Source organism: Stenotrophomonas sp. (genome assembly GCF_036662295.1).
In the GTDB taxonomy this organism is placed as follows: Bacteria; Pseudomonadota; Gammaproteobacteria; order Xanthomonadales; family Xanthomonadaceae; genus Stenotrophomonas.
On sequence record NZ_JAVWXA010000095.1, the window covers coordinates 1 to 14,348 of the forward strand.

12 protein-coding genes are annotated in these 14,348 nt (G+C 67.6%); 10 read left to right on the forward strand and 2 right to left on the reverse strand.

What is annotated here, in order from left to right; genetic code table 11:
• Both RSA25_RS15475 and RSA25_RS15480 read right to left on the reverse strand, forming a co-directional pair.
• Nucleotides 1–2,311: 3-hydroxyacyl-CoA dehydrogenase/enoyl-CoA hydratase family protein (locus RSA25_RS15475; RefSeq protein WP_332809740.1), on the reverse strand; the 2,311-nt coding region annotated here is incomplete at its 3' end.
• 44 nt (nt 2,312–2,355) lie between these two features.
• Complete coding sequence (locus tag RSA25_RS15480) at nt 2,356–3,018, reverse strand: TetR family transcriptional regulator (protein ID WP_332809741.1); 663 nt, start codon at nt 3,016–3,018, stop codon at nt 2,356–2,358.
• Nucleotides 3,019–3,333: 315 nt separating this feature from the next.
• On the opposite strand from RSA25_RS15480, the gene ndk reads away from it, so the two are divergent.
• The 10 genes from ndk to RSA25_RS15530 all read left to right on the forward strand — a co-directional run bounded on the left by ndk (nt 3,334) and on the right by RSA25_RS15530 (nt 14,262).
• Complete coding sequence (gene ndk, locus RSA25_RS15485; protein ID WP_008265389.1) at nt 3,334–3,759, forward strand: nucleoside-diphosphate kinase; 426 nt, start codon at nt 3,334–3,336, stop codon at nt 3,757–3,759.
• 67 nt (nt 3,760–3,826) lie between these two features.
• Nucleotides 3,827–4,975: a 23S rRNA (adenine(2503)-C(2))-methyltransferase RlmN gene (gene rlmN / locus RSA25_RS15490; protein WP_332809742.1), complete on the forward strand. Its 1,149-nt coding sequence runs from the start codon at nt 3,827–3,829 to the stop codon at nt 4,973–4,975.
• Complete coding sequence (gene pilW, locus RSA25_RS15495) at nt 4,962–5,759, forward strand: type IV pilus biogenesis/stability protein PilW (protein WP_332809743.1); 798 nt, start codon at nt 4,962–4,964, stop codon at nt 5,757–5,759. Before rlmN ends, pilW begins: the two co-directional genes overlap by 14 nt.
• 6 nt (nt 5,760–5,765) lie before the next feature.
• Nucleotides 5,766–6,650, forward strand: a complete 885-nt coding sequence (locus tag RSA25_RS15500; protein WP_332809744.1) for a RodZ domain-containing protein — start codon at nt 5,766–5,768, stop codon at nt 6,648–6,650.
• Nucleotides 6,651–6,708: 58 nt separating this feature from the next.
• A complete protein-coding gene (locus RSA25_RS15505; protein ID WP_332809745.1) occupies nt 6,709–7,347 on the forward strand; it encodes a tetratricopeptide repeat protein in 639 nt (212 codons plus the stop codon).
• A complete protein-coding gene (bamB, locus tag RSA25_RS15510) occupies nt 7,347–8,555 on the forward strand; it encodes an outer membrane protein assembly factor BamB (protein WP_332809746.1) in 1,209 nt (402 codons plus the stop codon). Before RSA25_RS15505 ends, bamB begins: the two co-directional genes overlap by 1 nt.
• A 12-nt stretch (nt 8,556–8,567) precedes the next feature.
• Nucleotides 8,568–9,959 (forward strand): ribosome biogenesis GTPase Der, encoded by a 1,392-nt coding sequence (gene der, locus RSA25_RS15515; RefSeq protein ID WP_332809747.1) that lies wholly within the window; start codon nt 8,568–8,570, stop codon nt 9,957–9,959.
• 154 nt (nt 9,960–10,113) lie between these two features.
• Nucleotides 10,114–11,061: a hypothetical protein gene (locus RSA25_RS15520; RefSeq protein WP_332809748.1), complete on the forward strand. Its 948-nt coding sequence runs from the start codon at nt 10,114–10,116 to the stop codon at nt 11,059–11,061.
• Between the two features lie 64 nt (nt 11,062–11,125).
• The gene (moeB, locus tag RSA25_RS15525; protein ID WP_332809749.1) at nt 11,126–12,259 is read left to right on the forward strand and encodes a molybdopterin-synthase adenylyltransferase MoeB; all 1,134 of its coding nucleotides are present in this window, start codon (nt 11,126–11,128) and stop codon (nt 12,257–12,259) included.
• Between the two features lie 170 nt (nt 12,260–12,429).
• A complete protein-coding gene (locus RSA25_RS15530) occupies nt 12,430–14,262 on the forward strand; it encodes a monovalent cation:proton antiporter-2 (CPA2) family protein (protein WP_332809750.1) in 1,833 nt (610 codons plus the stop codon).
• Nucleotides 14,263–14,348 lie beyond the last annotated feature (86 nt).

Consider the following 14,348-nt stretch of genomic DNA (forward strand, 5'->3'; position numbering starts at 1 on the left):
GCTGGGCCAGTTCGACGAAGTGCTTGCGCTCCAGGGTCAGCAGCCACTCTTCGTCCACCAGCGTGCCGCGATCCACTTCGCCGCCGCACAGCACGGTGGCGATGCGCACGGCGATCTCGTAGTCGTACGGGCTGATGAAGCGGCCTTCGAGCATGTTGACCAGCATCATCTTGAAGGTGGCGATGCCCACGTCGCCGGCCACCTGGATGCGGCGGGCCGGCATCGGCGGACGGTAGCCGCCTTCGGCCAGCGCCAGCACTTCGGCCTTGGCGATATAGAGCGCTTCGTAGCTGTTGAAGACCACCTTGTCGGTGGCGCGCATCAGGCCCAGTTCCTTGGCATTGACCGCCGAGTTGGAGACCTTGGCCATGGCGACCGTTTCAAAGGTCTTCTTCAGTTCGGCGAACACGTCGCCGCCCGGACCGGCCGCCACCGAAGCGCGCACCGCCAGTTCCTTCAGGCCGCCACCGGCGGGCAGCAGGCCCACGCCGGCTTCGACCAGGCCGATGTAGCTTTCCAGCGCGGCCACGCTCTTGGCGCTGTGCATCTGGAACTCGCAGCCGCCACCCAGGGCCAGGCCGCGCACGGCGGTCACCACCGGCACCAGCGAGTACTTGATGCGCTGGCTGGTGCGCTGGAAGTTGTGCACCATCTCTTCGAACTGGTCGACCTTGCCGGCCTGCAGAAGGCCGAGGGCACCGGCCAGGTCGGCGCCGGCGGAGAAGGGTTCCTTCTGCTGCCAGATCACCAGGCCCTTGAAGTCCTTCTCGGCGCGCTTGATCGCTTCCTGCAGGCCATCGAGCACGTGGTCGGACACGGTGTTCATCTTGGTCTTGAAGCTGACCACGGCAATGCCGTCGCCGTCGTGCCACATGCGCACGCCGTCGTTCTCGAACACGGTGTCACCGGTGCTGAACTGCTCGCCCAGCAGCGGATCGGGGAAGCGCTGGCGCTGGTACACCGGCAGCGCCGAGCGCGGCAGCTTGGCATTGCGCGAGGGGCTGTAGCTGCCTTCGGCGGCGTGCACGCCGTCGCGGCCGTCGAACACCCAGTCCGGCAGCGGGGCGTTGCTCATGCTCTTGCCGGCCACGATGTCATCGGCAATCCACTGCGCCACCTGCTTCCAGCCGGCGGCCTGCCAGGTTTCGAACGGGCCCAGCGACCAGCCGTAGCCCCAGCGGATGGCCAGGTCCACGTCGCGCGCGGTCTCGGCGATGTCGGCCAGGTGGTAGGCGCTGTAGTGGAACAGGTCGCGGAAGGTGGCCCACAGGAACTGCGCCTGCGGGTGCTGGCTTTCGCGCAGCTTGGCGAACTTCTCGGCCGGGTTTTTGATCTTCAGGATCTCGACCACTTCCGGGGCGGCGCTGCGGTCGGCCGGGCGGTAGTCCTGCTTTTCCAGGTCCAGCACCACGATGTCCTTGCCGACCTTGCGGAAGATGCCCGCGCCGGTCTTCTGGCCCAGCGCGCCCTTGCCGATCAGCGCGTCCAGCCACTTGGGCGACTTGAAGAATTCGTGCCACGGATCGTTGGGCAGGGTGTCGCCCATGGTCTTGATGACGTGGGCCATGGTGTCCAGGCCGACCACGTCGGAGGTGCGGTAGGTGGCCGACTTCGGGCGGCCCACCAGCGGGCCGGTCAGGCCGTCCACCTCGTCAAAGCCCAGACCGAACTGCTGGGTGTGGTGGATGGTGGACAGGATCGAGAACACGCCGATGCGGTTGCCGATGAAGTTCGGAGTGTCCTTGGCGTACACCACGCCCTTGCCCAGGGTGGTGACCAGGAAAGCTTCCAGGCCTTCCAGCACCGCGGCATCGGTGGTGGTGGCCGGGATCAGCTCGGCCAGGTGCATGTAACGCGGCGGGTTGAAGAAATGCACGCCGCAGAAGCGGTGGCGCAGCTGCTCGGGCAGCACGTCGGCCAGCTTGTTGATGCCCAGCCCGGAGGTGTTGGAGGCCAGCACGGCGTGGTCGGCCACGAACGGGGCGATCTTCTTGTACAGGTCCTGCTTCCAGTCCATGCGCTCGGCGATGGCCTCGATGATCAGGTCGCAGTCTTTCAGCTGCTCCAGGCCGGTCTCGTAGTTGGCCGGGGTGATCGCCTCGGCGTAGGACTTGCTGGCCAGCGGGGCCGGGCTGAGCTTGCCCAGGTTGGCGATGGCCTTGAGCACGATGCCATCGGCCGGACCTTCCTTGGCGGGAAGGTCGAACAGCACGGTGTCGACGCCGGCGTTGGTCAGGTGGGCCGCGATCTGGGCACCCATGACGCCGGCACCCAGCACGGCGGCGCGGCGGACTAGCAGGGAATTGGACATGTCGATAAGCCTTTGATTGTCTGGAAGCCGGGCACGGCCGGGCTCTACGGGGTGGAAACGGAGGTCGTCGCAGCGTCAGAACCCGCGCTGGCGCGGAAACCGGCTTCGGCGAAGTGGATCAATTCGCGGGCGGCATGGGCACGATGCGCCGCTTCGGTGACACCGGCGGGTCGCTTGATCAGGCCGAAGTCGGCCATCGCATAGGTGAGCGAGCCGGCCAGGAAATCCAGGCGCCAGTACAGCTCTTCCTTGCTCAGCTCCGGCACGCAGGCGGCGATGGCCTTGCCGAAGTCGCGCAGCACATGGCCGTAGTGGTCGGAGAGGAACTTGCGCAGGTTGTCATTCTTTTCCGCATAGGCGCGCGCGATCACGCGCACGAAGGCGCCGCCGGTCTGGCGGTCCTGGGCCATCGCCAGGGCCGGCTCGACGAAGGCGGCCAGCACCGGCCGCAGCTGGGCAGGGTGCTCGCGCCGGGCCGTTTCCAGCTGGGACAGGCGGGCGGCGGTCATCTCGTCCATGCGCCGGCGGAACACCTCGTTGACCAGGTTTTCCTTGGAGCCGAAGTGGTAGTTGACCGCGGCGATGTTCACATCGGCCTGGCTGGTGACCTGGCGCAGCGATGTGCCGGCAAAGCCATGCTGGGCAAACAGCTCCTCGGCCGCGCCGAGGATGCGGTCCTTGGTGGAGAAATGGGCGGGCTTGGCCATGGGGCGGGCAGGGTTCAATCAAACGATTGTTTGATATTAGACCCGGGGCACCGCGGGTGCATTGTGCGGCGCAGCTTGGTGGGGGCTTCGTTCTTGTCCCGGCACTGCCTGCCGGTGGCCGTCAACCGGGAAATGCCTGAACCGGCGCCCTTCGCTTGCGCCGGAACGGATTGCCGGCCAGCGGCCGGCACTACCGCACGGGTGGGTTACACGTTAGAATTGCCTCACGTATATCAGGCTAAGCCCGCGTTTTGACGCGGGTTTTTTTCATGTTACTCTCGGGCCGATCAGTGGCCCGCCCAACGGAGAATTCCCATGGCGCTGGAGCGCACCCTTTCCATCATCAAGCCGGACGCCGTCGCCAAGAACGTCATCGGCGAAATCTACGCCCGCTTCGAAAAGGCCGGCCTGAAGGTCGTGGCCGCCAAGTACAAGCAGCTGTCGCGCCGTGAAGCCGAAGGCTTCTACGCCGTGCACCGCGAGCGTCCGTTCTTCAACGCGCTGGTCGAGTTCATGATCTCCGGCCCGGTGATGATCCAGGCGCTGGAAGGCGAGAACGCCGTGCTGGCCCACCGCGACCTGCTGGGCGCCACCAATCCGAAGGAAGCGGCCGCCGGCACCATCCGCGCCGACTTCGCTGAATCCATCGATGCCAATGCCGCCCACGGCTCGGACTCGGTCGAGAACGCCGCGATCGAAATCGCCTACTTCTTCGCCGCGACTGAAGTCGTCTCGCGCTGAGAGTGATGCCGTGAACGAGGTCGTACAGCCAACCGCCATCCCATCCGTGCTCGTCCCGAGCGTGGCTGTGGCCAAGCAGAACCTGCTCGACCTCGATCGCGAGGGTCTGGAGCGCTTCTTCGCCGAGACACTCGGCGAAGCGCGCTACCGTGCCCACCAGGTGATGAAGTGGATCCACCACCACTACGTCACCGATTTCGACCAGATGACCGACCTGGGCAAGGCACTGCGCGCCAAGCTGCACCAGCACGCCGAGGTCCGTGTCCCGAACATCGTGTTCGACAAACCGTCCGCCGACGGCACCCACAAGTGGCTGCTGGCGATGGGCACCGATGGCAAGAACGCCATCGAAGCGGTGTACATCCCCGACAAGAACCGCGGCACGCTGTGCGTGTCCTCGCAGGTCGGCTGCGCGCTGAACTGCACGTTCTGCTCGACCGCCACCCAGGGCTTCAATCGCAACCTCTCCACCGCCGAGATCATCGGCCAGGTGTGGGTCGCCGCGCGCCACCTGGGCAACATCCCGCACAAGCAGCGTCGTCTCACCAACGTGGTGATGATGGGCATGGGCGAGCCGTTGATGAATTTCGACAACGTCGTGCGCGCCATGAGCGTGATGCGCGACGACCTGGGCTACGGCCTGGCCAACAAGCGCGTGACCCTGTCCACCTCCGGCCTGGTGCCGCAGATCGACCGGCTGTCCGCCGAGAGCGACGTGTCGCTGGCGGTCTCCCTGCATGCGCCCAACGATGCGCTGCGCGAGACGCTGGTGCCGCTCAACAAGAAATACCCGATCGTCGAGCTGATGGCCTCGTGCGCCCGCTACCTGCGCGCCAACAAGCGCCGTGAGTCGGTGACCTTCGAATACACCCTGATGAAGGGCATCAACGACCAGCCCGAGCATGCCCGCCAGCTGGCGCGGCTGATGCGCCAGTTCGACAACGCGGTGCAGGCCTCCCATTCGGGCAAGGTCAACCTGATTCCGTTCAACCCGTTCCCGGGCACGCGCTACGAGCGCTCCGGCGATACGGAGATCCGCGCCTTCCAGAAGATCCTGCTCGATTCGCAGGTGCTGACCATGGTGCGGCGTACCCGTGGCGACGACATCGATGCCGCCTGCGGCCAGCTCAAGGGCCAGGTGATGGATCGCACGCGTCGCCAGGCCGAGTTCAACAAGTCGCTCCAGGACGGGAAAAGCCGGGATGCCGCTGCCTGACGTCCGATTGCCAGCCGTTGTCCTCATCGCGCTGGCATTGGTCGGCTGCGGTAAACAAGGCATCAAGCCGCCGTCCGGCCCGTTGGCCGTGGCGCCGGTGTACGAGGTGCGCGACAACCCCGCCATCCGCCAGCGGGTGGGCTACCAGGACCAGGTGACCCTGGCCGCCGAGGCGCTGCGCGCCGGGCAGCTGGCCACCGCCGAAAAGAAGGCCCGGGCCGCGCTGAAGATCGACGGCAGCCGCCCCGACGCCTATCTGATGCTGGCCAACATCGCCAGCCAGCGCGGCGACGATGCCGGTGCCGGCACGCTGTACCACAAGGCGGCCGAGCTGGCGCCGGAGCAGGGTGACGCCCTGAACAACTATGGCGCCTGGCTGTGCACCCATGGCCGGGCGGCCGAATCGCTGGCCTGGTTCGAGCGGGCCCTGGCCGCGCCGGGCTACGCCACGCCGGCGGCGGCACTGGCCAACGCCGGGGGCTGCGCGCTCGACGCCGGGCAGCCGGAACGCGCCGCGCGCGACCTGCGCAACGCCATCGCGCTGGACCCGGGCAACGCCTATGCACTGGAGTCGATGGCCCGCAGCGAGTACGCCCAGGGCCGCTATTTCGAGGCGCGGGCCTTCTCCCAACGTCGTCTTGCGGCTGCGCCGGCCACACGTTCCGTGTTACAACTTGCCTCTCAAATCGAGGCGCAGCTTGGCGACACAGTGGCATCCGGTCGTTATCTGCAGCGAATTCGCGACGAATTTCCGCAGGATGCGGCTCCTAATCCCCGGGGTTGAAGCATTGTGATTGATGACCAGACTGTGAACGCTTTTGATGCCGCTGCCGGCTGTGGAGCTCGTCTCCGCCAGGCGCGGGAAGCGGCAGGACTGACGCTCGAAGCAGTGGGGCAGCAGTTGCGCATGCCGGTGCAGGTGGTGAAGTCGCTGGAGGAAGAACAGTGGCAGCGCCTGGGCGCGCCGGTGTTCGTGCGCGGCCAGCTGCGCAGCTATGCGCGCCTGCTCAAGGTGGACCTTGGCGATGCACTGGAGCAGGCCCATATCGGCCCGGTCGTGCCGCCGGAGCTGGTCAGCCACACCCATACCCCGCGCGGCCGCCGGATTGCCGAAAACCTCGGCCGCCGTGCCCTGTACGTGGGCCTGACCCTCGCCCTGGTGGTGCCGGTCTGGTTTGCCACCCGGGGCTTTTTCGATGGCGCCAACCCGCTGCCCAATACCGCCTCGCTGGACGTGATCCCGGCGGCCGTGCCTGTTGCCGGTGGTGCCGGCCCGGTCGACTCGACCCGCCCGGCGACCACCGCGCCCGCCGCCACCCCGGCCAGCGCGACCGCCTCCAGCCCGGTCGAGCCGTACCTGGCCTCGCTGACCCCGGTCGCGCGCCCCGCAGCGGCCACCCCGGCGCCGGCCGGTGCGCTCAACCTGCAGTTCACCGGCGACAGCTGGGTGGACATTTCCGCCCCCGATGGCAGCACCGTGGAAAAGGCCCTGGTCAAATCCGGCGAAGCGCGCAGCTTCAGCCCGGGTCAGGTCGGGCGCATGGTGCTGGGCAATGCATCGGCGGTGGAGGTTCAGCAGGCTGGCACTATCGTCGACCTTTCGCCCTACCAGCGAGCCAACGTGGCACGCTTTACGGTATCCTCTGACGGCTCCGTGGCCCCAGTTTCGCACTGAGTCGCGTTTCCCAATCCAATTCAAATAGTCCCCCTTCACGGGCGGGGCGAGAGTACGCATGGCGATCGACGATCTGCTCGACGAGCACGAACAAAGTGAACGCGTCCGCAGCTGGCTGCGGAAGAATGGTGTCAGCATCATCGCGGGTGTCGCGATCGCGATCGGCGGCATTGCCGGTTGGCAGTGGTGGCAGAAAGAGCACAGCAATTCGCTGGCCGGCGCCAACGTGCAGTACCAGGCCGTGCTAAAGCACCTGCAGGACAAGAACCTCGCCGAAGCGGCCAAGGGCGTCAAGGCGCTCGACGCGGGCAAGGCCAACATCTATTCGGACCTGGCGGCCCTGCAGCTGGCCAAGGCCCAGGTCGAGGCCGGCAAGAACGATGAGGCGCTGGCGACCCTGCGCGGCATCCAGGCCGACGCCGAGTTCCAGCCGGTGATCACCCAGCGCATCGCGCGCCTGCTGTTGGCGACCGGCAAGTACGACGAGGCCGTGAAGGCGCTCGGCGGTGCCACCGACAGCACCAGCCTGGAGATCCAGGGTGACGTGGCAATGGCCCAGGGCAAGCGTGATGCCGCCCGGGAACAGTATGAGAAGGCGCTCAAGACGCTGGACGTGGCAGCGCCGCAGCGGCGACTGCTTGAAACCAAAGTGATGGATGCCGGTGGCACCGTCACCGATGCTGCGGAGTCGGTGTAATGAAGCAGATGGTCATGATCAAGCGCGTTGCCACCGTGGTCCTGCTGGGCGTTGCCCTGTCTGGCTGCACCACCGTGAAGGGCTGGTTCGCCGGCAAGGACGCGGCCGCCAAGAAGGCGCTGGAACCGGCCGAACTGGTCAAGTTCGAACCGACCGTCAAGGTCGACCGGCTCTGGAGCGTCAACGTCGGCAAGGGTGAGAAGCGCATCGGCGTCCGCCAGGGCCCGACCATCGCCGATGGGCGCGTGTATGCGGCCGCGATCTACGGTGGCGTGCATGCCATCGACCTGCAGACCGGCAAGAAGGTCTGGACGTGGGAGCCGAAGAAGGAAAAGAAGAAGCCCAAGCTGCGCCTGTCCGGTGGTCCCGGCGTGGGCGAGGGGCTGGTCGCCATCGGTACGCTGGACGGCCAGGTGATCGCGCTGGACGCCAACGACGGCACCGAGAAGTGGCGGGCCAAGGTGACCGGCGAAGTGATCGCCGCACCGGCCATTGCCCAGGGCATGGTGTTCGTGCGCAGCAACGACGGTCGCGTGACCGCCCTGGACGCCGGCAACGGCACCCAGCGCTGGTTCAACCCGCGTGAGCTGCCGGCGCTGACCGTGCGCGGCAACGCGGCGGTGGTGACCGGCCCGGGCGTGCTGTTCATCGGCAATGACGATGGCAGCGTGTCGGCGCTGGGCATGCAGGATGGCCGTACCGTGTGGGACCAGATGGTCGCCAACGGCGAAGGCCGCACCGAGCTGGAGCGCATGTCCGATGTGGACGGCGCCCCGGTGCTGGAAGGCAACACCCTGTTCGTGAGCAGCTTCAAGAACCAGACCATGGCCATCGAAGGCCCGACCGGTCGCCCGCTGTGGGCGCGCGACCATGGCGGTGCCGGTGGCCTGGCCCTGACCTCGGGCAACGTGTTCGTCACCGATAACAAGGGCGGCGTGTTCGGCCTGGACAAGACCAGTGGCACCGCGATGTGGTCGCAGACCGGGCTGGCCCGGCGCTCGCTGACCGGTCCGGCGCTGCAGGGCGATTATGTGGTAGTCGGCGACTACAAGGGTTACCTGCACTGGTTGCGGACCGACAATGGCGAGTTCGCGGCTCGCGCCAAGAGTGGCGGCGACGCCCTGCTGGCGCAGCCGGTAGCCGCCGATGGGATTCTGCTGGTGCAGAACGTTGATGGAAAGCTGACCGCATTCCGGTTGGCACAATAAGGAGTTACCGCGATGCTGCCCTTGGTCGCCCTGGTTGGACGGCCGAATGTCGGCAAGTCCACGCTGTTCAATGCGTTTACCCGTACGCGCGACGCGCTGGTCCATGACCAGCCCGGCGTGACCCGGGACCGTAATTACGGTGTTTGTCGTCTCAACGAAGACCACCCGTTCCTGGTGGTCGATACCGGCGGTATCGCCGGTGAAGAAGAAGGGCTGGCCGGTGCGACGGCCCGCCAGGCCCGCGCGGCCGCCGCCGAGGCGGACCTGATCCTGTTCGTGGTCGATGCCCGTGAGGGCCCGATGGACGACGAGATCCTGTCCTGGCTGCGCAAGCTGGCACGTCCGACGGTGCTGTTGATCAACAAGATCGACGGCATGAACGAAGACACCGTGCGCTCGGAGTTCGCCCGTTACGGCTTCGGCGAAATGCTGACCGTGTCGGCGGCCCATCGCCAGGGTCTGGACGACCTGATCGATGAGGTGGTGGAGAAGCTGCCCGAAGAGGGCACCACCGAAACCCTGGACACCGATCCGAACCGCATCCGCATCGCCTTCGTGGGCCGCCCCAACGTGGGCAAGTCCACGCTGGTCAATCGCCTGCTGGGCGAAGAGCGGATGATCGCCTCCGAAGTGCCCGGCACCACGCGCGACTCGATCGCGGTGGACATGGAGCGCGACGGTCGCGAGTACCGCCTGATCGACACCGCCGGCCTGCGCCGCAAGGCGCGCGTGGAAGAGGTGGTCGAGAAGTTCAGCGTGATCAAGACGCTGCAGGCGATCGAGCAGTGCCAGGTGGCCGTGCTGATGCTGGACGCCGCCGAAGGCGTGACCGACCAGGACGCCAGCGTGCTCGGCGCGGTGCTCGATGCCGGCCGTGCGCTGGTGGTGGCCATCAACAAGTGGGACGGGCTGACCGATTACCAGCGCGAGCAGGCCGAAGCGCTGGTGTCGCGCAAGCTCGGCTTTGTGCCCTGGGCCGAAGTGGTGCGGATCTCGGCCAAGCATGGCTCGGGCCTGCGCGAGCTGTTCCGCTGCATCCACGCCGCGCACGCCTCGGCCACGCACGAGTTCAGCACCAGCGAGGTCAACAAGGCGCTGGAAGTGGCCTACGAGACCAACCCGCCGCCGGCCATCCGTGGCCATGTGTCCAAGCTGCGCTACGTGCACCCGGGCGGCTCCAATCCGCCGACCTTCATCGTGCACGGCACGCGCCTGAAGGACCTGCCGGACTCGTACAAGCGCTACCTGGAGAACTTCTTCCGCAAGCGCTTCAAGCTGGTCGGCACCCCGGTGCAGTTCATCTTCCGCGAGGGCACCAACCCTTACGAGGGCAAGAAGAACGTGCTCACCGAGCGTCAGATCAAGCGCAAGCGGCGCCTGATCAAGCACGTCAAGGGCAAATAATGCAGAAGCCGGCGAAAGCCGGCTTTTGCATTACAGGTAGTGCCGGCCGCTGGCCGGCAAGCCACAGATGGCTGGCAAGCCACGCCACGCGAGGCCATGATCGCCGGCGAAAGCCGGCGTTCCATATACGGATGCATCAACGCCGGGGGGCAACGTGGGGTCGTATTCCATTTCCGATGCAGTCAAGGCGCTTCGGCCGATCCTGGACCGGGCGCCGCCGGGCGCCGTTCGCGGCGAATGGACCGCCACGACGGAACAGGCGGGGGTGTCAACGCAGTCCGGTGGCTACACCAACGCGGCGGGCGGCTACCTCGACGCCGACGTGGAAGTACAGGACCGGGCGATCAGGCGCGTTGTCGATACGCTGGAGGCATCACCGCCGCACCGCTTCAACACCGTGACCGTCCGTTGGACCCGATCGCCACTGCCCTTGCTGCGGGGGCGGGTCACGGTCGAGGCGATATTCGACCCGGACATCGTGCCGCGCGGTCCGGATGACCCGGCGTATGCCGCCGCTGCAGCCGCGCGGCGCGCATTCTGGAACGCGCACGGCCAGGTCGCCGACGCCGTTGCCGCCCAACGCGGCGACGCCAACGTCCACCACCAGACGCGCTGGTTCGGGCCGCACCGCCGCATTCTCGCGGTCTCGACGCCGGCCGGACCGACGCTGGTGACCGACGGCCTCTCGACCCCCTGGGCGGGCATCCCTGATCGCGAAAACGGCGTGGGGTGCGAACTCGTCCTGGCGCTCGGTGCGGAGGCCTTGGCGGTCGGCCAGCAGGAAGACTGGGCCCGCGCGCTGATCGGGATCGGTGACCAGGTGGCAGACGGCTGCGACGTCGCACGCGATGTCGAAACGGCCGGCGCGATCCTGTTCTGCGACCTGACCGAGGCGTTCGCGCCACTGCGCCGCATCCTCCTCAGTCGCGATGACCGGCAGATACCGGGCTTGCCATTCGGGCCGGCCGCCGTGATCCGGGTGACGCCGATTGCAGAGGCCGAGATCGACGGTCTGGACGAATCCGATGCGTGGGCGGCCGAGGCGGCCCGGCGTGCGCTGGCCGCGCGGGGGCAGCGGGTATCGGCAGGCGGGGCCGCGTAACTACGGTGGCGGGCCGTTCGCTCGGTTGGCCATGCCGGCTGGCGGCCGGCACTACAATGCCGGCATGAGCATTCCAGAGCTTTCCCCTGAACAGGCGCGGGCGCGCGTGGCCCACGGTGCGGTGCTGATCGACGTGCGCGAGGCGCACGAGCGTGCCGGGGGCATGGCAGAAGGCGCGCGCGGCGTGGCCAGGGCGGCGCTGCTGGCCGAGCCGGCCGCGCACCTGCCGGCAGTGGACGGGGAGATCCTGCTGATCTGCCAGAGCGGCAAGCGCTCGGCCGACGCGGGGCGGGCGCTGCTTGACGCAGGCTATTCCAACGTCAGCTCGGTCGCAGGGGGCACCGCGGCCTGGCGCGCGCAGGCATTGCCGATGGTGCAGCCGCTGCAGAGCGACGCCGAGCGCGACTTCAACGAACGCTATTCGCGCCACCTGCTGCTGCCGCAGGTGGGCGTGACCGGGCAGACGACGTTGCTCGCCTCCCGCGTGCTGGTGCTCGGCGCCGGTGGCCTGGGCGCGCCGGCCAGCTTCTACCTGGCCGCGGCCGGGGTAGGGCACCTGCGCATCGCCGATGACGACGTGGTGGAGCGCAGCAACCTGCAGCGCCAGATCGTGCACACCGATGCCAGCGTGGGCGAGCCGAAGGTGCTGTCGGCGCGCGCGCGCCTGCTTGCGCTCAACCCGTCGCTGGACGTGGAGGCGGTGCAGGTGCGGGTCACCTCGGCCAACATCGACGCGCTGCTGGAGGGCGTGGACGTGGTGCTGGATGGCTCGGACAACTTCCCGCTGCGCTACCTGCTCAACGATGCCTGCATCGCCCACCGCATCCCGTTGGTGTATGGCGCGGTGGAGCGCTTCAGCGGCCAGGTGAGCGTCTTCGATGCCGGTCGCCAGCGCGGCGTGGCCCCGTGCTACCGCTGCCTGTTCCCCGAGCCGCCGCCGCCCGCGTTCGCGCCCAATTGCGCCGAGGCCGGCGTGCTGGGGGTACTGCCCGGCATGGTGGGCCTGCTGCAGGCCACCGAGGTGATCAAGCAGCTGCTGGGGATGGGCGAGCCGCTGGTCGGGCGGCTGCTGGCGTTCGATGCGCTGGGCATGCGCTTCCGCGAGACGCGGCTGCGGCCGGACCCGGCGTGCGCGGTGTGCGCGCCGGGGCGTGCGTTTGCGGGGTACGTGGATTACGCGGCGTTCTGCGCGGTGTGAGGGTCGCGGTTGCCGACCCATGGTCGGCCGTACAGTGGGTTTTGGGACGATGTTCGGTTTGGATTGGGTATCGTTCTGTTTTCAGCACGATATGACGCAACATGGATGCTATTGCGGTCGTGTGCTTTGCCCTATCGTTGAGCCCTTGATGTAGTCCGGGGGACAACCGCATGGCGGTCGAAGCAGGTGCCAGCGAGCTGGTGAAAGTGGTGGCGCTGCTGGGCGCGGCGGTGGTGATGGTGCCGCTGTTCCGTCGGTTGGGGCTGGGCTCAGTGCTGGGCTATTTCGCGGCGGGGTTGGCGATCGGGCCGTTCGGCTTTGGCTGGTTCTCCGATCCGCAGGCGATCCTGCATACCGCCGAGCTGGGCGTGGTGATGTTCCTGTTCGTGATCGGGCTGGAGATGCGGCCCTCGCACCTGTGGGGGCTGCGCAACGAGATCTTCGGGCTGGGCACGCTGCAGATCATCGTCTGTGGCGCGGTACTGACCGGGGTGTGCATGCTGTTCGGTTTCCCGGTCAAGGTGGCCTTCATCGGCGCCTTCGGCTTCGTGCTGACCTCCACCGCGGTGGTGATGCAGCTGCTGGCCGAGCGCGGCGACATCGCGCTGCCCTCCGGGCAGAAGATCGTGTCGATCCTGCTGTTTGAAGACCTGCTGATCGTGCCGCTGCTGGCCGTGGTGGCGTTCATGGCGCCGGTACAGGCCGATGCCGGTGAGAGCTCGCGCTGGGTGAGCATCGGCATCGCCGCCGGGGCCATCGTCGGGCTGGTGCTGGTCGGCCGCTTCCTGCTCAATCCGCTGTTCCGCATCCTGGCCGCGGCCAAGGCGCGCGAGGTGATGACCGCCGCCGCGCTGCTGGTGGTGCTGGGCGCGGCCCTGTTGATGCAGCTGGGTGGCCTGTCGATGGCGATGGGCGCGTTCCTGGCCGGCGTGCTGTTGAGCGAGTCCACCTTCCGCCACCAGATCGAAGCGGACATCGAGCCGTTCCGCGGCATCCTGCTGGGGCTGTTCTTCCTCAGCGTGGGCATGGCCCTGGACCTGACGGTGGTGGCCAACAACTGGCCGTTGATCCTGTCCGGCGTGCTGGCGCTGATGCTGGCCAAGGCGGTCTGCATCTATGCGGTGGCGCGGATCATGGGCAGCGACCATCGCCAGGCGCTGGACCGTGGCGTGGTGATGGCCCAGGGCGGTGAGTTCGCCTTCGTGCTGTTCTCCGCCGCGGCAGCGGCCGGGGTGATCGGCGTGGAGGTCAACGCCAACCTCACCGCGATCGTGGTGCTGTCCATGGCGCTGACGCCGCTGTTCGTGCTGCTGCACGACAAGCTCATGCCCGACCGCGAAGTGTCCCTGGATGGCGTGGAAGAGGCCGACGGCCTGTCCGGCAGCGTGCTGATGATCGGCTTCGGCCGCTTCGGCCAGGTGGCCAGCCAGTCGCTGCTGGCCCGCGACGTGGATGTGACCATCATCGACAACGACGTGGACATGATCCACAACGCCGAGCGCTTCGGCTTCAAGATCTATTACGGCGACGGCACCCGCCTGGACGTGCTGCATGCGTCCGGTGCGGCGTCGGCGCGGGCGATCGCGGTGTGCGTCAACAATGCCCAGGATGCCGACCGCATCGTGGAGCTGGTGGCGCACCAGTTCCCGCAGGCCAAGCTGCTGGTGCGCTCCTTCGACCGCGAGCATTCGCTGCGCCTGATCCACGCCGGGGTGGACTACCAGATCCGCGAGACCTTCGAATCGGCCCTACAGTTCGGCCAGGCCGCGTTGATGGAACTGGGCGCCGACCAGGACGATGCGCGCGAGATCGCCGAGCAGATCCGCGAGCGCGACGCCGAGCGTTTCGAGCTGGAAATGGCCGGCGGCAGCCTGCGCGCCGGTGCGCACATGGTCTTCGGCAGTGCCTTGCCGGGCGTGCCCACGCCGACGCCGTTCACCGCGCCGAAGCGCAAGGCGCGCACGTTGAATGCGGACGAGGTGCCGGAGGAAGAAGAGGAATGAAGCCCGGTAGTGCCGGCCCCGGGGCCGGCACCCCCAGCAACCCCGGCACCAACCCGCGGTGGGCGGGCCCCGCGCGCCCCCCCCGC